Origin of the sequence: Thalassospira marina (assembly GCF_002844375.1) — a bacterium.
GTDB classification, from domain to species: Bacteria; Pseudomonadota; Alphaproteobacteria; order Rhodospirillales; family Thalassospiraceae; genus Thalassospira; species Thalassospira marina.
On record NZ_CP024199.1, the window covers coordinates 4,373,756 to 4,392,784 of the forward strand.

Genomic DNA, 19,029 nt, shown 5'->3' on the forward strand with positions numbered 1-19,029 from the left:
TGGCGGAGGCTCCCTGTTCTTGACGTTTACCGACTACATCAAAAAGATGCTGACCGGACAGATGATTAAGTCATCGCATAGCGCAGATCACGACATGGCGCAAACCGGCAGCGATGCAAACGGACAAAAGCCCGCCGGGCCGACGTTGCTGGCAATTGATACGGCATCCACATCGCTGGCGACAGCCGTTTTGGTAAATGGCGAAGTGCGCGGCGAACTGTTTGAAAAAATGGAACGTGGACAGGCCGAGTCGCTGCTGCCTTTCATTATGAAAAGCCTGCGTGAAGCCGGGCTTGAATTTGCCGATATTGACGGCATCGCCGTAACGGTTGGCCCCGGTGCCTTTACCGGCATGCGGATTGGCCTTTCAACGGCACGGGGTTTGGGCCTTGCGCGTAAAATTCCGGTGGTGGGTGTCAGCTCGCTTGAGGCGGTGGCCTATGGCGTCGATGAACGTGACCACCAGGGCCGCAATATCCTTGTCGCTCTTGATAGCAAAAGGACCGAAATTTTTGCCCAGGCCTTTGATGCGCGTAAAAACCCGATCAGCACGCCCGAATGTGTTGGCCCGCGCCAGGCCTTGATGTTACCGCCCCCCGGCCCGACCCTGCTGGTCGGGGATGGTGCGGCACGCCTGCTTGGCCCCGCAACCAGCAGCGGTGGTGAATTCTTTGCCGGAACTGCACCGGGCCTGCCCCGTGCGGGTAATGTGGCACGCATTGCCGCCGAACGCTGGCTGACGGGCAAAAACCTTGCCCCTGTTCCGCTTTATCTGCGTGCGCCCGATGCCAAACGCATGGATGAACTGGCCCAGGAAAAAGCTGCCAAATTGCAGGATGATGCCTGATCACCCAGGGGCATTGCCGTTGGTGAAAGCCAATCAGATAAAGGCTGATTGGGAATTACGCGGGGTGATTTGGCCCTGGCCCGTGTTGCTATTGGGCAGGAAGCAGATGAGCCGCGAAGTGGCAGGATTTCGGGAATTCAAAGATGACGACGGATGCATCCGGTATTGAAATTGTGACCCTGACGCCGGCATTTGCCGGGGTGGCGGCAGCCCTGCATCAAACCGGGTTCGACGATTGCTGGGACGAAAGCGCCATTTGCGATTTGCTTGCTGTGCCCGGCGCGTTTGGTTTGCTGGCCTTTGTGCCCGCTGGCATCGAATTTGATGGTGAGATTACCGCTGGTGACATTCCCCTTGGGTTTGTTCTGGTGCAAACCGTACTGGATGAAGCTGAAATCAACACCATTGTTGTGGATGGCAACGCGCGCCGACATGGTGTGGGGCGGCTTTTGATGCAAAACGTGTTTGCCCAATTGCAAAATCGGGCCAGCGCCCGTCTGCTTTTGGAAGTCGCCTGCGACAATGATGCGGCAATTGGCCTTTATACCGGGCTTGGTTTTGGAGAAATTGGCCGCAGGCGCGGTTATTACCACCGCAAGGATGGCCCGGCGGTGGATGCACTGGTTATGGAACGGGTTTGAACCCGGGGTTGCCAGATGATTTGAATTTTCCCAATTATTTTCATAAGCATATGAAATATTTGGGAAAATAAACCACATAAAGGGTGTGGTCTTGACCTTGAAATTGTTATAATATTCGGGCCGTTAAATGCGGTTGGCTTTCCTGGCCTCAGGGCTGTTCAACCATCTATTTTTTTCGGATTGTCAGCCGGTAAGTACCGGTAGCATCTGCCGATTTTGTCAGGTCCAGAACGTCGTCGCCCATTTCAGTTACGGAACGCGGAACATTTTTAAGCGGTTCGCCGTCTTTGAGAATGACTTCCAGAATTTGACCCGGTGTCATTTTTTCAAGTTTCAGACGCGTTTTGACAAAGGTCATGGGACAGACATCGTTTGTGATGTCTATTGTGATATCTGGCGTCAAAATCTGGCTGCTGCTGGACATTCCAACCTCGTAAATCAGGGCATCTGATCACGAGGTAACGTTATATAATGAAAACGGCAAGGTGTGCCGGGTTATTTTCGTGAAATCGGTCTTGCGACCAGGCGAAGATTTCTCGATATTTAGGCCACCAGAGCGTATGTAGCCTGCGGGCCTTGGGGACAGGCGGAACCGGAAACGAGAACAAGAGTATGTTGGCAGAATCAACCATCGAGCAAAAATGCATTGACGCGGGCCTGAAAATGACCGGGCAACGCCGCGTAATTGCAAAGGTATTGTCCGAGTCCGAAGATCACCCGGATGTTGAACTGGTTTATCGTCGGGCCACCGAAATTGATCCGAAAATTTCGATTGCCACTGTTTACCGGACGGTGCGTCTGTTTGAAGAGGCAGACATCCTTGAAAAGCACGATTTCGGCGACGGTCGTGCCCGTTACGAGGAACTGACCGAAGAACATCATGATCACCTGATTGATATGCGGTCGGGCACCGTGATCGAATTTTCGAACGAAAAGATCGAAAAGCTTCAGGAAGAGATCGCACGCGAGCTTGGTTACGAGCTTGTTGGCCATCGTCTGGAGCTTTATGGCGTTCCTGTTAAAGACGGAAAATGACAGTTTACTGACTGTTCACGCGCAATAGGTGTATAAGAAAGCCATCCGTGCTAGAGTGCGGGTGGCTTTTCACATTTTTGTTACGAGTTCTTAACAAAGCCTTCACTCGCTCTTGAGGATTTTCCTGCGCAAAATTGGCGCAGTCAAACGAAAGGGAGTTGCGATGAGCGACGTTCGACAGCAGCGATTGGAAGTCCGTCTTGCGCAAAGCGAAGCGGAAATTCTGGCCAGCCAGCGTTTACGTTACAAGGTGTTCTACGAAGAACGCGGGGCACAGCCGTCTGCTGAGATGATCGAATCCCAACGGGACTTTGACCATTACGATCCGATTTGCGACCACCTTCTTGTGATTGACCATGGCAAAGGCGAAGGTGCCGATGGTGTGGTGGGAACCTACCGTCTGCTACGCCAGTCTGTTGCCAATAAAAATGGCGGTTTTTACAGCGCCGATGAATACCAGATTGACTCCATGCTGGCTGCGATCAAGTCCGGCGAGATCATGGAACTTGGCCGTTCCTGTGTCGAGGAAGGCTATCGCACCATGCCGACACTGCAATTGCTGTGGCAGGGCATTGCGAAATATGTATTCGAACATGACATTAAGCTGATGTTTGGCTGTGCATCCTTTCATGGCACCGACCCCGACGATTTCAGCGATGTTCTGACCTATCTGCATCATAACCATCTGGCACCCGAGGGCATGCGCCCGCGTGCGGTTGCCGAACGGTATGAAAGCATGGCGCGCGCCAGCATTGATGCAATTGATGCCCGCCAGGCCCTGCGTGACCTGCCGCCGCTGATCAAGGGTTACCTGCGACTGGGCGGTTATGTCGGTGACGGTGCAGTGGTCGATCATCAGTTCAATACCACGGATATTTGCATCGTTCTGCCGACCGAAAAAGTCACCGAACGTTACTACAAGCATTATGAACGGACCGCGAGGGTATCGTGAGCTGCTATCCCTGTGCTGCCATCAGGCTTTTGATCTATGCCGTCCTGACACTGGTTTTGCTGCCGGTGCAGATGGTGGCACTGGCCCTGCGTCTCAAGCTGGCCGATGATTTGCCGCGGTTTTACCACGGCCTGTGCCTCAAGATCATGCATATCGAGGTGCGCTATAGCGGTGCGCCCCTGATGGAAGGCAGTGGCATCATTGTTGCCAATCATGCGTCCTATCTTGATATCCCGGTTCTGGGGGCAATGACCAAAGGCAGCTTCATTGCCAAAAAGGAAGTGGCAAGCTGGCCGGTATTTGGCCTGCTGGCAAAGCTGCAGCGCTGCACTTTTGTTGAACGCCGCCCGGTTCGCGCCCGTGAGCAGACCCTTGAAATCAAACAGCGCCTGGCCAGTGGCCACAAGCTGATCCTGTTTCCCGAAGGCACCAGCAATGACGGCAACCGCGTTTTGCCGTTTAAATCCACCCTGTTTGGTGTTGCCGACACCCTGCTTCCGGATGGATCGCAGGTTATGGTCCAGCCGGTTTCAATTGCGGCAACCCGCCTTGACGGGGCCCCGATGGGCCGTGATTTGCGGGCATTTTATTCCTGGTACGGGGATATGGACTTGGCGCCGCATTTGTGGCAGTTTCTCGCCCTCGGCAAGGTTACGGTGGAAGTGGTTGTTCATCCGCCGATGACGCTGGCGCAGGCAGGATCGCGCAAGGAAATGGCCCGCATATGCGAGTCGTTGGTCGTTCAGGGGCATCAGGCCGCGTTATCTGGTGCCAATCAGGGCGCACAGATACCGCTTCCGGAAGGCCGGCGGTCTGGCGAATTGATCGGTTGTTCCCCGCTGGCGATTGTTTTTGAAGATTTTCGCTTGTTTGGCTAGGTTCCCCAGCGCATCGCGATGTCGGCTTTTTTACCGTTCCGCCGAAAAACGGGTTGCATGAACGCAAAATTGTGCCACCTGATCTCAGATATCAAGAATGTTCGACACGCGGCGTGAGGTTCACGCCGCTTTCGGCGTATGAAACGAGCGGAAACGGATCATTAAAGTGAGCGCGACGAAAAAGCTTTTTGTGAAGACCTATGGCTGCCAGATGAATGTCTATGACAGCCAGCGTATGCAGGATGTGCTTGCACCGCTGGGCTATCAGCCGGTCGATGAAGCTGATGGTGCGGATATGGTGATTCTGAACACCTGCCATATTCGTGAAAAAGCCGCCGAAAAGGTCTTTTCCGATCTGGGCCGTATTCGCAAACACAAAAAAGCCAAGGAAGAAAACGGTACCGACAAAATGATCGTCGCCGTCGCCGGGTGTGTTGCCCAGGCCGAGGGCGCGGAGCTGATGCGTCGCGAACCGATTGTCGATATGGTTTTTGGCCCGCAGACCTATCATCGCCTGCCGGAAATGGTGGCGCGTGCCAACCGTGCGATTGGCAATGACCGCATCATTGATACCGATTTTCCGGTCGAGGAAAAGTTCGACCACCTGCCCGCCCAGGTATCGCAGCAGGGTTATTCCGCCTTTATCGCCATTCAGGAAGGCTGTGATAAATTCTGCACCTTCTGTGTGGTGCCTTATACCCGTGGTGCCGAATATTCGCGCCCGGGCATGGATATTGTGAATGAAACCCGCCAGATCGTGGCACAGGGTACCCGCGAAGTAACCCTTCTGGGCCAGAACGTGAATGCCTATCATGGTGCCGGACCTGATGGGGATGAATGGACGCTGGGCCGGTTGCTGCGCGAGCTTTCCGATATCGAAGGGCTGGAACGCATTCGATACATCACTTCCCATCCGCGCGATGTTGACGATGACTTGATTTTTGCCCATCGCGACCTGCCCAAGGTGATGCCGTTTTTGCATCTGCCCGTGCAGTCCGGCTCGGACCGTGTGTTGCAGGCGATGAACCGCAAGCATGACCGTCAGACCTATTTTGATATCGTCAAACGTCTGCGCGATGCTCAGCCGGATCTTGCGCTGTCGTCGGACTTTATCGTCGGTTTCCCCGGGGAATCGGAAAAGGATTTTGAAGATACCCTCGATCTGGTGCGCCAGGTCGGCTTCATTCAGACCTTCAGCTTTAAATACAGCCCCCGTCCCGGTACGCCGGCATCGGCCATGGAATTGCAGGTCCCCGAAGAGGTCAAGGCTGACCGTCTGGCACGCTTGCAGGCCCTGTTGGCCGAACAGCAACTGGCGTTTAACGAAAGCTGTGTCGGTAAGGAAATGGATGTTCTGCTTGACCGCACTGGCAAATTTGAAGGCCAGATTGTTGGTCGCAGCCCCTATATGCAGCCGGTTCACGTCAATGGCCTGACCGAGGCCGACCTGGGCCGCATCGTGCGTTTGAAAATTACTGCCGCCAAGCCTTTTTCCCTGGCCGGGGAACTGGTTGAAGATGGCGGTTCGGAAAGGAATGTTGCGTGAGCGCTACCACGGAAAAGGCAAAAGGCCCGATCAAGAAACAAAAACAGACACCGCTTGATACCGACCAGATAGAATTTACCGATAATGCCCTGTCGCAGTTGCTTTATGGGCCGCAGGCACAGAATCTGCTGCGCCTTGCCGAAGGGACCGGAACGGAAATTTCCAGCCGGGGATCGATTGTGGTGGTGCGTGGTGCCCCGCAAAAGGTAAGCCAGGCGAAATCGGTTTTATCACAGCTTTATGCCCGCTTGCGTGATCAGGAAATTGACCGGGTCGATGTGGAAACGGTCGATGCGGCCATTCGCCTGTCAGAACCCGATGAAGGCAACCCGTGGGATGACCCGGCAGCACCCGGTGCCAATATGTTTGGCGGTTCCGAACTGGTGATCCAGACCAAGAAACGCCGGATTTCGCCGCGCTCCAAACGCCAGAAAAACTATGTGAAGGCAATGCTGGAACATGAACTGGTATTTGGCATTGGTCCGGCTGGTACAGGCAAAACCTATCTTGCCGTGGCAATGGCGGTTCAGATGCTGTCCCAGGGGCAGGTTGACCGTATTGTTCTGTCGCGCCCGGCTGTTGAGGCTGGCGAGCATCTGGGCTTTTTGCCCGGTGATCTGAAAGACAAGGTCGATCCCTATCTGCGGCCGCTTTACGATGCCCTGCATGATACGCTGCCGGGCGATGTTGTGATCAAACGCATGGAACGCGGCGAAATCGAAGTCGCACCGCTGGCTTTCATGCGTGGCCGTACGCTCTCGCATGCTTTTGTTATTCTTGACGAAGCCCAGAACACCACCCCGATGCAAATGAAAATGTTTCTGACCCGTCTGGGGGAAGGATCGCGCATGGTGATCACGGGTGACTTGACCCAGATCGATTTGCCATCGGGTGTGAAATCTGGCTTGCGTGATGCGATGGAAACCCTTGAAAATGTTGAAGGGGTCGGCCGCATCAAATTTGACCAGCGCGACGTGGTACGCCATGCGCTGGTGACAAAAATTGTCAAAGCCTATGACGAGGCCGATGCCCTGCGGGATCGCATTGGCAAAAGTTATCGCCAGGGGCATGGCCCGCGTAACACACAAGAGATCTCCGGTGATGACAGCGCTGCTTGATCTTGATGTTGCCGTCGAGGCGGGAAACTGGAGCGATTCCGAACAGGAAGCCATAACCGGGGCGGTTAAAGCCGCCCTGTTGGCCGCTGCCGAAGATGGCGCGCTGTGGGACGAGGAAGACGAAAAATCACTGCTGGATCAGGTCGGCCTGATCGAGATCAGCGTGACGCTGTCTGATGATGCCAGTGTGCGCGAATTGAACCGCGATTATCGTGGCAAGGATGCGCCGACAAATGTGCTGTCATTTGCCGCCCTTGAAAGCGATGAGGATGCCAGCGATTTTGCCATGGCACCCGATATGCCCCTGATGCTGGGCGATATCGTTATTGCGCGGGAAACCTGCGAACGTGAAGCGCTTGAACAGAACAAGCCGCTTTTGCATCATCTCATTCATTTATCGGTGCATGGTACACTTCATCTTGTCGGTTATGATCATATGGTTGATGATGAGGCCGAACATATGGAGCAACTGGAGCGCCATATTCTTGCCGGGATGGGTATCGATGATCCCTACGCCCCAATCGAAGATCAGGATGTCGAAACAGGACAATGAACGACATAAGTGAACGCGACGAAGACAAGGACAGTATTTCGCCCCGCACCAGTGGGGATTTACATGAAGAAGCCGATGGGGCTTCGTTTTGGGGCAATGTTGCTTCGGCCATGGGGCTGCGCAAGGCCCGGTCGCGCAATGGCGAGGCGTCGCTAAGCGATACGCTTGAAGAACTTGCCGAACGTACCGAAGAAGACGACGAACCAGTTTCGCTGCACGAACGTTCGCTGTTTGAAAATATCATTGCGCTTCGCGATATGACCGCCGAAGACGTAATGATTCCGCGTACCGATATTGTCGCGGTTCAGAAAAAAATCACCCTGTCCGATCTCGTCAATGAAATGGTGACCAAGGCGCATTCACGCTTGCCCGTTTATGGCGATACGCTTGATGACATTGTTGGCATGGTCCATATCAAGGACGTGCTGGCCTGCCATGCCGCGGGCCGGGAATACCGGTTGTCATCGCTGTTACGCCGGGTTCTTTTTGTCTCGCCTGCCATTCGTGTGCTTGACCTGCTGTCGGAAATGCGGCTGTCGCGCACCCATATGGCGCTGGTGGTGGATGAATTTGGCGGCATTGACGGTTTGATCACGATTGAAGACCTGGTCGAGGAAATCGTTGGTGAAATTGACGATGAACACGACGTGGACCAGACCCCGAAACTGATCCGCCTTTCCGATGGCTGTTTTATTGCCGATGCCCGCTACGAGATCGAAGATCTTGAAGAAAAGCTGGGTTTCGGGCTGCTTGACGAAGAAGAAGACGAAGATATCGACACCCTGGGTGGTTTGGTGTTTTCGCTTGCCGGCCGGGTGCCAGCGCGTGGCGAGCTGATCGAACATCCGCTGGGGCTGCAGTTCGAGGTTCTTGATGCCGATCCGCGCCGGGTGCGCCGCCTGCGCATTCATTTGCATCGTCCCGATCCTTCCGACCCCTCTGCCCCTTCACTGCAGGAAGGGGAAAATTCTCAGGAATTGCCTAAATGATTGATCGCTTGGCCAAACGTGTGGCCGTTCTGCAAGGCTGGCCACGGCGTTTGACGTGGCTGTTATCCGGGGCGGCGGCAGTACTGGCTTTGCCGCCTTTCTTTTTTATTCCTGCCTTGCCGGTGGGATTTGCCATTTTGCTGTGGTCGCTGGACGGGGTTAAAACCCGCAAAAGCGCTCTGGCCGCGGGCTGGTGGTTTGGCACTGGCCATTTTGCCGCCGGGTTTTACTGGATCAGCCATGCTTTTCTGGTGCAGCCCGAAATTTATGGCTGGATGATTCCCTTTGCCCTGTTGGGGCTTGGTGGTGGCCTGGCGATTTTTCCGATGCTGGCTGTGTGGGGCAGTTGGCAATTGGGCAAGGGGCGCATTGCGCGCGCCTTTTTGCTGGCGTCTTTCTGGTCAATTGCCGAATTTGCCCGTGGGCATGTGCTGACCGGTTTTCCCTGGAACCTGCTGGGGCATATCTGGGCGATTGACCCGGCGCCGATGCAGTTTGCATCACTGGTGGGAATTTACGGGTTAAGTGCGGTGACGGCCCTGTTTGCCACCCTGCCCGCAGCCTGGATTGCCGGGCGCAGCGGCCGGTTTGTGGCACTGGGCGGTATTCTGATCGCAGCCCTTTTGTGGGGGGGCGGTGCCATTCGTTTGTCGGGCCTGCCTGATATGGCAACCGAACTTGCCAGCGCTCCGGCAGATGCGCCGATATTGCAGGTGGTGCAGCCCAATATTGCCCAGTCGGAAAAATGGGAAAAATCGCTTCAGGAAATTCATTTCCGCCAGCTTCTGGCCATGTCGCGCCGCCCGGCCGACATGGATGCCAGCCAGCAGCGTATTGTGATCTGGCCGGAAACGGCGGCGACATTCTTTTTGGAAACCGATCCCGGCCGACGGGCGATGATTGGCGATGTGCTGGGCCCCAATGATATCCTGATTACCGGCGCACCCCGTACCTTCCCGCGTGATAGCGAAGAATTCCAGGTGTGGAACTCGGTCGAGGCGATCGATGATCGCGGGGCGATTGTTGGCAGTTTCGACAAGTTCCATCTGGTTCCATTTGGCGAATATGTTCCGTTCCGCTCTATCCTGCCTTTTCCCAAGCTGACCGCCGGGCGCACCGATTTTTCGGCAGGGGCCGGACCGGCAACTTTGCATGTAAAGAATTTGCCGCCTTTTTCGCCTCTTATATGTTATGAGGTTATTTTTCCTGGTGCTGTTACCGACGATCAGGACCGGCCAGCGTGGCTATTGAATGTCACAAATGATGGCTGGTTCGGTCATAGTGCGGGTCCCTATCAGCATCTGGCTGCAGCGCGTTTTCGCGCCGTTGAGGAAGGCGTACCGATGGTGCGCGCAGCCTATACCGGCGTATCAGCCGTCTTTGATTCCTACGGTCGTCTCCAGAAGGATTTACCCCTAACCAAACAGGGAATCCTCATTTCACCCCTTTTGGTGGGGAAAAACCATACCACTGTATATTATTTGTGGCGTAATATACCATTTTACGGTATTGTAACGCTGATCTTCGTTCTCGTATTGGGATATCAGCAGGTTAGGAAATCCCCCGGAACGAAAAAATAGTTTACCGGACCGCCCAGAAAGTGTCCCCCATAAGAACAGGGCGGCAGGTCGGAGTGTGAGAAGGACAAGACGATGTCGCCGAAGGATGACAGTGTGATGATTGTAAAGAATACACGCGGTCGTGGCCGTGGCCGTACGGCCACTGGAAAGCCAAACCCTGTAGATATTCATGTGGGTTCCCGGGTACGTTTGCGGCGTACCCTTCTGGGGATGAGCCAGGAAAAGCTGGGCGAGGCCATTGGCCTGACATTCCAGCAGGTGCAGAAATACGAACGCGGTGCCAACCGTGTTGGTGCTTCGCGCCTTTATGATCTTTCCCGTGTACTTGAAGTGCCGGTTTCATTCTTTTTCGATGATATGCCCGACGAAATTTCGGCAAAATCGGTGCATGAACGTCGTGAAATGTCGGAAAGCCCGGATCCGTTTGATAACGATCCGATGAACCGTCGTGAAACCCTGGAACTGGTGCGTGCCTATTACCGCATCATCGACCCGGTTCAGCGCAAACGCGTTTTTGAACTGGTCAAGGCGATGGGTGTTCTGCCGGCTGCCGACGAAGGCGACAGCAAATAAGCACGCGATGAGAAAAAACGTCTGGCGACGTTGAAGCACTTTATCTTAAACGCATTCGGCATCCACACCGGATGCGTTTTTTTATGGAATATTCCGTTCAAAACCGAATGCATCGATTTTGGAATGGTTGTCTTCAAAAAAATTGCCACTAATTAATGGCAGAAGGCTTAAAAAGCTTGGGTCATGTTTCCAATTGGGATATGACAACCTGATGACGTGGACGGATTTGGACCGCTTGCCACCACGCAAAAAAAGGCTAAGTGGGCGCTGATCGATACGTTCGTATCACGGCCCTCCGGTCCAGTTTTTGGAAACTCCCTTTTCACCGGAGAAGGTTTATATGTCTCATAAAGAATATCTGTTCACGAGCGAATCCGTTTCGGAAGGTCATCCCGATAAGGTTTGCGACCGTATTTCTGACTCGATCGTTGATATTTTCCTGGCTGCCGATGCGGATTCCCGCGTTGCTGTTGAAACCCTGGCAACGACCAATCGTGTCGTTCTGGCAGGGGAAGTTCGCGGTCCGGCAAGTGTCGCCAATAACGAAACCATGATCGAGGCAGCCCGCGAAGCCATTCGCGCCATCGGTTACGAACAGGAAGGTTTTAGCTGGAAGACGGCTGAAATTTCCTGCCACGTTCATGAACAGTCGGTAGACATCGCCCAGGGCGTTGACTCCAAGGACAATAAAGACCTTGGCGCTGGTGACCAGGGCATCATGTTTGGCTATGCCTGTGATGAAACCGACGAGCTGATGCCGGCCCCGATCCAGTTTTCGCACCGGATCCTGCGCCATATGGCAGAAGACCGCCATTCGGGCAAATCGGCCATTTTCGGCCCGGATGCCAAAAGCCAGGTGACCCTGCGCTATGTCGATGGCAAGCCGGTTGGTGCAACGTCGGTTGTGGTTTCGACCCAGCATAACGACGGCGTCAGCCAGGATGACGTCCGCGCTGCTGTTCTGCCCTATATCGAAGCTGCCCTGCCGGAAGGCTGGTTGCCCGCGCAGGACGAAATCTATATCAACCCGACGGGCCGTTTTGTCATTGGTGGACCGGATGGTGATGCGGGCCTGACGGGCCGTAAAATCATTGTTGATACCTATGGCGGTGCCGCACCGCATGGTGGCGGCGCATTCTCGGGCAAAGATCCGACGAAGGTTGACCGTTCTGCTGCCTATGCAGCGCGCTATCTGGCAAAGAATGTGGTCGCGGCTGGCCTGGCTGGCAAATGCACCATTCAGGTTGCCTATGCGATTGGTGTTTCCAAGCCGTTGGCACTTTATGTCAACACCCATGAAACCGGTGAAGTTGACGAAGTGAAGCTGGGCAAGGTCCTGCGTGAATTGATGGATCTCAGCCCGCGTGGCATTCGCGAGCATCTTAATCTGTGCGCGCCGATCTATACGCCGACCTCGGCCTATGGTCACTTTGGCCGTCAGCCGGAAGCAGGCGGGTTCTTCTCGTGGGAGAAAACCGACTTGGTTGGTGAGCTGAAATCGGCATTTGGTGCCTGATCGTGCATTTGGCCCCGGATAGGTGATTTGCCAAAATCGCCAGACATGTTATGACGCGGGCGGTTCATTGAAACCGCCCGTTTCGTTTTTTTAACTGCCAGAAAAACCATGCGTAGCAACAGACCCATCCCGACCCCTGATCGCCCGAATTTTTATGGCCGCCGTGGCAGCCGTGCGCCCAAAGCGTCACGCAAAGTCCTGATGGATGATCTGTTGCCAAAGCTGACCATCGAATATCCCGACCAGGCCGGTATTGACCCGGCAACCTATTTCGCCCCGGATCGCAAGGAACTGTGGCTTGAAATCGGTTTTGGCGGTGGTGAACATCTGGCCGGGCAGGCCGAAGCCAACCCGGAAATCGGCATTATCGGCTGTGAACCCTATATGGATGGGGTCAGCAGCATGATCCGCCATATCAGCGAGCGGAATTTGGAAAATGTTCGCATCGTGCCCGACGATTCTCGCCCGCTGCTTTATAAGTTGCAGGATGCGTGCTTTGATCGGGCGTTTTTGCTGTTCCCCGATCCCTGGCCGAAAAAGCGCCATGCGGAACGCCGGTTTGTTGGCCCCAAAAACCTGGCTTTGCTGGCCCGTCTGATCAAGGATGGCGGCGAGTTTCGCGTTGCCAGTGATGACATGCAGTATATTTCCTGGACGCTGCAGCATTTGCATAACCACCCGGATTTTGAGTGGCTGGCCGAAAGCCCCGATGACTGGCGCATTCCGCCGGAAGACTGGGTAAAAACCCGCTATGAGCAAAAGGCCCTGCGCCAGGGCAAAAAATGCAATTACCTGCGATTCCGGCGGAAAGCCCGCGCCTGATTGCAATATCGCGTTAAGGCCAAACCGTGTGCCACGTGATTTTGCGAAAATGGTTTGGGGGATGCCAGTTGTGTTGTTGGCAGTCCTCGACGATATTCAAACAGTTTCCAAAAGGTCCTTTGATGTGTCGAAGGGCCTTTTTCTTTTGCCGATATTGTCGCCTTCAATGAGCCTTTAACCGGGTCCTCGGGGCTAAATAGAATGGGACAGGCAGGTATTTGGCATCCGATGTCTTTTGCCGAAAAACAACATTTCGGGTCTGACTCCCCCAAGTTTTTATTGAGAATGATTTTCATATGCGATATCTGTTTTATATCAGCGATATGGCATTACCTGTGCGAACGCCTGCAAAATGGTCGTTTGCTTGCAGGTTCGTTTCAAAGGTCAGGCTTGTGGCCCATTGGGATATCAATCAACTTTTTCGCAAATATCAGGTGCGATTGCGGCATTTCGTGCAGAAGCGCAAGCTGGCCTGGTACACTGCCGATGACATCGTGCAGGATACGTTTTTGCGTATTGTTGCAACGCCCACATTACCTGATGTGAAATATGCGCAATCCTATCTGTATCGGACGGCGCAAAATCTGGTCGTTGATCATTTCCGTCGCGAACGAATTCTGAAATTTGTGCCCGACGCGGAAAAAAGCCTGGAATTCATGGCCAGCGACGACCCCCTGCCCGATCAGATCGCCTGGTCACGTCAGGAACTGCGCCAGTTGCAGGCGGCCATTAACAAGCTTCCCTCGCCAACTCGCGAAGTGTTTGTTCTGGCCCGGCTGGAAGGCAAAACCTATGTCGAGATCGGCGAAAAGCTGGGCATTCCACCGCAAACCGCCTTCAGCCGAATGGTTCGTGCCCTGACCCTGCTGCGCGATGAAACCCGACCGGGCGAAAAAAACTGAAATTATCTTCGGATATGATGAAGGCTGCCTCGTCATAAGAAAAAGCCCTGCCATTTTTGCGGGTATTACGGGTCTAATTGTGGAAATCGGGACAGGCACATCATGGAACACAGCAGCGCGTTTTTAAAAAATGCACCGGCCGATGATGTCTCCGAACAGGCGATATACTGGTTTGCCCTGTTGCTTGATGGCGCGGAAACCGATCAGGACCGCAAGGCCTTTGCCCGCTGGATTGCCGCAGACGATGCCAACCGGCAGGCTTTTCTGGAAATCGAACATCTTTGGGCCGGGACCTCCAGCCTTGATATGTCAGCTCGAACGTCGCCAATCGGGCGGCGGGCCTTTTTGGGTGCCGGGCTGGCTGCTGGGCTGGTTGGGGCGGCTGGCTGGTATGGCAATGTTATTCCCCATCATCCCTTTGCCGATTTTTCGGTGCCAAAGGGTGAACGCCGTAAATTCACGCTTATGCCCGGTATTCAGGCGGAACTGGCAAGCCAGACGTCCCTGTCACTGGCGCGAAATGACTTGGGTCAAACCGGCCTCACCCTTCATGAAGGCGAGGTCTTTCTGGAGCATGACGGCACCCAGACGGGATTTTTTGTGGCAGCGGCGGGCGGCATGGTCCGCCCGCGTGAAGCAGCCCGGTTTGATATTTCCCATTATGATGCGCGCGCGGAAGTAATTTCAGCACAGGGGATGCTTGATGTATCGGCCGATGCGTCATCGGTCGGGCTTGGGCAAGGCAGGGGATTATCATTTGGTCCGGCCGATATGGGCGTGCCCTATCAGGTTGATCTTGCCATGCGGCTGGCCTGGCGGCAGGGACGGCTGGTATTTGTGGGCGAACGACTGGATCGTGTGGCGACCGTTTTACAACGCTGGCAGCCGGGCAAAATTGTGGTGTTGGGTGAAGCGTTAAAACAGCGTCCCGTGACCCTTGTGGTTAACCTTAATCGTACCGGCGATATTTTGCCGCTGATGGGCAAGGTTTTAAATGTCGAGGTCAATCAGATTGGCAATTATCTGACGATCCTGCGGGCGGCCTGATTGTTAGGCAGCAACGCGGTTTAGCTGCGCCCGGAATGTGTTTTATTGTCCGGCATTCATCTTTTTATTTGATAATAAAAATTATTCGCAAAAATAAGCCTGCACTTTCGGATATCACCCCTCCCGGACCGTCTCAGTAAATAGATCGCGATAATGCGATGCATTTGCATATGTGTTTGGGAGACAGTTAAATGGGTTATATGTGGGGAGAAGGCCGGGAACCGGTGCCGGGGGACATGGCACCGGGGCGAAGATTCGGCCTTTTGTCACAAAAACTGGCGGCCACGGCCCTATCGGGCTGCTTGCTGGTTGTTATGCCGCATGTGGTGCTGGCGGCATCTACTGATGTTGGCACGGCACCAGAAGCTGCAATAGCAACCGTAACCGCTACGGAACTGGCACAGGCCGTATCTTCCGATCCATCATTCCGGTTTGATATTCCGGCGCAAAAGCTGACATCGGCGCTGGTCGAATATTCCCGGATTACCGGCATTGATGTGGTTATTGATGGCGATCTTTCTTCCAACCATGTAACGCCTGCTTTCAAAGGCGAAATGACAGCAAACCAGGCGCTGGACAGTTTGTTGAATGGTACGGGCCTGACATGGCAGGCGCTTGATTCGCATACCGTTTCGATTGTTACCGTACATGTTGATCAATCATTGTCACCCGTTGTGACTGCGCCTGTGACGATTACCTCATATGCTGGGCGTGGTGTTGGTGTGGATGCTGATCCTGAAACTGTCTATGAAACACCGGGCGGGCTTTCTGTTGTGACGCGCGACGACATGCAAAAAGTTCCGGGGCGTGAGGCACGGGATATTTTTGGTCAGGTGGCCGGCGTTGATATTTCCAACGATGCTCGCGACCCGGGACTGACGGTTAATGTCCGTGGTCAGCAGGAAATGGGGCGCGTTAACGTCAATATTGATGGTGCCCGTCAGAATTATAATCAAACAACGCATGGGACAACGTCGCGTGTTTATGTTGATCCTGCGCTTCTGGCAAATGTGACGATTGATAAAACCAACATGAACCAGAGCGGCGGTGCCGGAACATCGGCCGGGATCGTAACTCTTCGAACCCTAAACACAGATGATATTCTTGATTTCGGCGAGGATTGGGGTGGAAAAGTTAATCTGAGTCACGGCACCAACAATTATAACTTTGCCGGTGACGCATCTGTCGCTGCGCGCGTTTCGCCCAAGCTGGATATTGCTGCAGCGATGAGTCGAAAAACGATCGGAAATTACAGGGCTGGTTCACGAAATCCGGAACTGTTTACACTGAGTTCCGGCAAAGAATACACCACCGAAAATTCGCGCCCGGAATATACGTTTTCACGCCACACGTCGGGATTGTTGAAAGCCAATATTCAGCTTACCGACGATCAGGAGCTGCATCTGGGGTATGTCGGCAGCACGGTTGATTACGCCAAGACCAGTGATGTGACCAACCTTTATACAGATTTCAATGAAACCCAGACTCATACATTAACTGCAAAACATAACTGGAACCCTGATTCGGAACTTATTGACCTGAATACCAATCTGTACTGGACGAGAACAAAAAACCATCAGAACCGGCCTGCGCGCTATAATAGTTCAGGGCGTGTTACGACAGATTCTTTCAGTACGGATTACACCCTTGATACTGCCGGGGCAGATATCGCCAATAGTAGTGACTGGTATCTTGGAAATTTGGCGGGCGGGAGTAGTTCTATTCGGTTCAATTATGGAACTGAATTTTTCCAGGATAAGGCCAAAACGGATTCTTCAACCGGAGGCGAAGGGGGGGCAGGCGAAGATTACCAGTTGGAAGGGTCTACTCCCGGTGGCAAACGGGATGTTTATGGTGGATTTCTTAAAACGACCTATGATTGGGATGAGATGTTCCAAGTGTATGGCGGCCTTCGTTATGATCGCTATCAGCTGGATGGTAACGCTTATTGGTGTGATACTGCTCATCCCTGTACAAGTGGCGGTGTGTCTTATGACGTAAATCTTTCTGATCAGAAGGTTTCGCCGTCCTTCGGGGCCAGCGTGACGCCCTTTGATGGTATTCAGTTTTTCGCCAATTATCGCAAAAACATGCGGGCCCCCACGATCGCAGAAGCAATGATCAAGGGGGAGCATATTGGTGATGTTGGCATTCCGTTTTATGCCAACGGCAATTTGCAGTCTGAAGAATCAGAGACAAAGGAAATCGGCGTCAATTTCAAATTTGACGATGTGCTGCAAAAGCATGACCGTTTCCGAGCCAAATTTACCTATTACCGGACCAAAATTGATAATTATGTGACATTAGGATATGTGCCGGAGCCAACAACGAATGTGAGTTGTATTCCCAGTCCATGTACTCCTTCTTATATCGGTCGCACTATTACGACTAATCAAGCAGCTGCAATGGTTAATTTGACTGATCCAGTTTACATTAACGGTTCCGAGTTCGATTTAAATTATGATGCCGATATGTACTATCTAGGCGGTACTTTGACTTTGAACGACGTTGATCTGAAAGGTAACTATAATCCTTTCGTTTTAAATACAGCATATGATGAATATGCGAATTACCAACTTGACGAAGTTAAACCGGCTAATCTGTTTAATTTGACAGGACCCATCTATGGAAATGGTGGAACGCTTTACGGTATTTATGCTCCACCGAAACGTAAAATAACCCTCGACGGTGGATTGCGGCTCTTTGACCAGAATTTGATTTTGGGAATGCGGGCGACCTTTGTCGAACCCCAGGATAACTTTGGTTCTTCCAATATTTCCACAGTCGTTGGCAAGTACTTCAGTTATCGCTTCTTCGATTTCTATAGCTCTTACAAGATCAATGACCATGTTGCGGTGCGTTTGGCAGTAAATAATTTTCTTGATGAGGCGTATGTCCAGGGATCCGGGGGGACCTATGCTGCTGCACCCGGGCGAACGGGAATTTTGACATTAAGCGGTAATTTCTAGCTTTAACTTCCAGTTGTTAAGCAGCTTTTTGCATGTGTGAGCCGGTCGGGGTTTCCCTGACCGGTATGCAGTGCTGAAATAACATAAGTAATTGATTTAGTTGAATATTTTAAAATATTTCTGTTGACGATAAAAGATAATGAGAGTCATTATCATTTTTATCGCCCCTTTGGTTGGGACGATGAACATCAACAGGAGACTTTTGAAATGACGATCAATATCGACCTGAACGCAGACGCATCCGGCAATGGTGTTGACCTTCACGGCGTGATTGAGGATTTCAACGCAAACTTTTCGCTGGGCAGCGGTAATCACGGCACGTTTTATACTGGTCTGCTTGACACTACATTGTCGTATTCTGGCACCCAGTACTACGTAGAAGATCAGGACAGCGGAAGCAGCTACACTGGTGGCGTTTTGGCAACTGCTGGTGATGATTCTTTTGCCTATGACATTTCTTCCCATACAATCACCGGCGATCTTGACGGGTTTTCCTTTGGTGAAAACCTTGGCTACAATGCCGGTTATACGGGTTATGAATTTACCGACTCATCTGTCGATATTTCCAATTTGGGCCTGTCGGGCACCGATACCAATGACGTGCTGGTCGATATTTATACCGGCAGCACCGATGCCCTTGAATCCGCTTTCGCGTCAGAAGGCGTTGCCATCAACGGCAGTGCCGGTGCGGACGTGATCGGTGGTTGGTCGGGTGATGACGTTCTGACCGGCAATGGCGGTGCGGACGTTTTTGAATTTGATGCCAGCGCCAGCTTTGGTGATGACACCATCACCGATTTCACAAATGGCAGCGACCTGATTGGTCTGGATTACAACGACGTCACCATCACCGGTGATTCCAGCCATACCGTGATCACGCATGCCAATGGCACCGTGACCCTGTCGGGCGTCGATTTCGCGACCATCGACCAGAATGATTTTGTCTAAGGCAAAATAAACCCGTTCCGAGAGGGCTAATCGCGGAACGGGCACTTGGTCTCATCGGGTGTCGCACACGGCAAAATGGGCGGCACCCATCCCCAGTTTACCGGCAAATCAAT

General features: G+C 53.1%; 18 protein-coding genes. 17 read left to right on the top strand and 1 reads right to left on the bottom strand.

Annotation, left to right across the window (positions count from 1 at the left end; genetic code table 11):
• Positions 1–19 precede the first annotated feature (19 nt).
• Together tsaB and CSC3H3_RS19950 are read left to right on the top strand one after the other, a co-directional pair.
• Positions 20–847, top strand: coding sequence for a tRNA (adenosine(37)-N6)-threonylcarbamoyltransferase complex dimerization subunit type 1 TsaB (gene tsaB, locus CSC3H3_RS19945; RefSeq protein ID WP_101265431.1), 828 nt, complete (start codon positions 20–22; stop codon positions 845–847).
• A 143-nt stretch (positions 848–990) separates the two neighbouring features.
• A complete protein-coding gene (locus CSC3H3_RS19950; protein ID WP_101285966.1) occupies positions 991–1,488 on the top strand; it encodes a GNAT family N-acetyltransferase in 498 nt (165 codons plus the stop codon).
• A gap of 166 nt (positions 1,489–1,654) precedes the next feature.
• Here CSC3H3_RS19950 and CSC3H3_RS19955 read toward each other — a convergent pair whose 3' ends face one another.
• Entirely contained in the window at positions 1,655–1,912 is a 258-nt protein-coding gene (locus tag CSC3H3_RS19955) for a sulfurtransferase TusA family protein (protein ID WP_101265435.1), read from the bottom strand.
• A 188-nt stretch (positions 1,913–2,100) separates the two neighbouring features.
• Here CSC3H3_RS19955 and CSC3H3_RS19960 point away from each other — a divergent pair, with 188 nt between their 5' ends.
• The 15 genes from CSC3H3_RS19960 to CSC3H3_RS20030 all read left to right on the top strand — a co-directional run bounded on the left by CSC3H3_RS19960 (position 2,101) and on the right by CSC3H3_RS20030 (position 18,916).
• Positions 2,101–2,523, top strand: coding sequence for a Fur family transcriptional regulator (locus CSC3H3_RS19960; RefSeq protein ID WP_101265437.1), 423 nt, complete (start codon positions 2,101–2,103; stop codon positions 2,521–2,523).
• A gap of 163 nt (positions 2,524–2,686) precedes the next feature.
• Positions 2,687–3,475, top strand: coding sequence for a l-ornithine N(alpha)-acyltransferase (olsB, locus tag CSC3H3_RS19965; RefSeq protein WP_101285967.1), 789 nt, complete (start codon positions 2,687–2,689; stop codon positions 3,473–3,475).
• On the top strand, positions 3,472–4,353 hold the full coding sequence (locus tag CSC3H3_RS19970) for a lysophospholipid acyltransferase family protein (protein WP_101265441.1): 882 nt from the start codon (positions 3,472–3,474) through the stop codon (positions 4,351–4,353). Before olsB ends, CSC3H3_RS19970 begins: the two co-directional genes overlap by 4 nt.
• Positions 4,354–4,519: 166 nt before the next feature.
• Positions 4,520–5,899, top strand: a complete 1,380-nt coding sequence (miaB, locus tag CSC3H3_RS19975; RefSeq protein WP_101265443.1) for a tRNA (N6-isopentenyl adenosine(37)-C2)-methylthiotransferase MiaB — start codon at positions 4,520–4,522, stop codon at positions 5,897–5,899.
• Complete coding sequence (locus CSC3H3_RS19980; protein ID WP_101285968.1) at positions 5,896–7,017, top strand: PhoH family protein; 1,122 nt, start codon at positions 5,896–5,898, stop codon at positions 7,015–7,017. The genes miaB and CSC3H3_RS19980 overlap by 4 nt, the downstream gene beginning before the upstream one ends.
• Positions 7,001–7,570: an rRNA maturation RNase YbeY gene (gene ybeY / locus CSC3H3_RS19985; RefSeq protein WP_101285969.1), complete on the top strand. Its 570-nt coding sequence runs from the start codon at positions 7,001–7,003 to the stop codon at positions 7,568–7,570. Before CSC3H3_RS19980 ends, ybeY begins: the two co-directional genes overlap by 17 nt.
• The gene (locus CSC3H3_RS19990) at positions 7,567–8,559 is read left to right on the top strand and encodes a hemolysin family protein (RefSeq protein WP_101285970.1); all 993 of its coding nucleotides are present in this window, start codon (positions 7,567–7,569) and stop codon (positions 8,557–8,559) included. Before ybeY ends, CSC3H3_RS19990 begins: the two co-directional genes overlap by 4 nt.
• Positions 8,556–10,139, top strand: coding sequence for an apolipoprotein N-acyltransferase (gene lnt / locus CSC3H3_RS19995; protein ID WP_101285971.1), 1,584 nt, complete (start codon positions 8,556–8,558; stop codon positions 10,137–10,139). The genes CSC3H3_RS19990 and lnt overlap by 4 nt, the downstream gene beginning before the upstream one ends.
• Before the next feature lie 72 nt (positions 10,140–10,211).
• Positions 10,212–10,712: a helix-turn-helix domain-containing protein gene (locus CSC3H3_RS20000; RefSeq protein ID WP_425444969.1), complete on the top strand. Its 501-nt coding sequence runs from the start codon at positions 10,212–10,214 to the stop codon at positions 10,710–10,712.
• A gap of 340 nt (positions 10,713–11,052) precedes the next feature.
• Positions 11,053–12,228, top strand: coding sequence for a methionine adenosyltransferase (gene metK / locus CSC3H3_RS20005; protein ID WP_101265452.1), 1,176 nt, complete (start codon positions 11,053–11,055; stop codon positions 12,226–12,228).
• Between the two features lie 108 nt (positions 12,229–12,336).
• Positions 12,337–13,050, top strand: coding sequence for a tRNA (guanosine(46)-N7)-methyltransferase TrmB (gene trmB / locus CSC3H3_RS20010; RefSeq protein WP_101265454.1), 714 nt, complete (start codon positions 12,337–12,339; stop codon positions 13,048–13,050).
• Positions 13,051–13,373: 323 nt separating this feature from the next.
• Positions 13,374–13,952, top strand: a complete 579-nt coding sequence (locus tag CSC3H3_RS20015; RefSeq protein ID WP_101265630.1) for an RNA polymerase sigma factor — start codon at positions 13,374–13,376, stop codon at positions 13,950–13,952.
• A gap of 102 nt (positions 13,953–14,054) precedes the next feature.
• Positions 14,055–14,999: a FecR family protein gene (locus tag CSC3H3_RS20020; protein ID WP_101285972.1), complete on the top strand. Its 945-nt coding sequence runs from the start codon at positions 14,055–14,057 to the stop codon at positions 14,997–14,999.
• A 191-nt stretch (positions 15,000–15,190) separates the two neighbouring features.
• The gene (locus CSC3H3_RS20025; protein WP_245881202.1) at positions 15,191–17,968 is read left to right on the top strand and encodes a TonB-dependent receptor; all 2,778 of its coding nucleotides are present in this window, start codon (positions 15,191–15,193) and stop codon (positions 17,966–17,968) included.
• A 207-nt stretch (positions 17,969–18,175) separates the two neighbouring features.
• On the top strand, positions 18,176–18,916 hold the full coding sequence (locus CSC3H3_RS20030; RefSeq protein WP_101265460.1) for a calcium-binding protein: 741 nt from the start codon (positions 18,176–18,178) through the stop codon (positions 18,914–18,916).
• Positions 18,917–19,029: the final 113 nt, after the last annotated feature.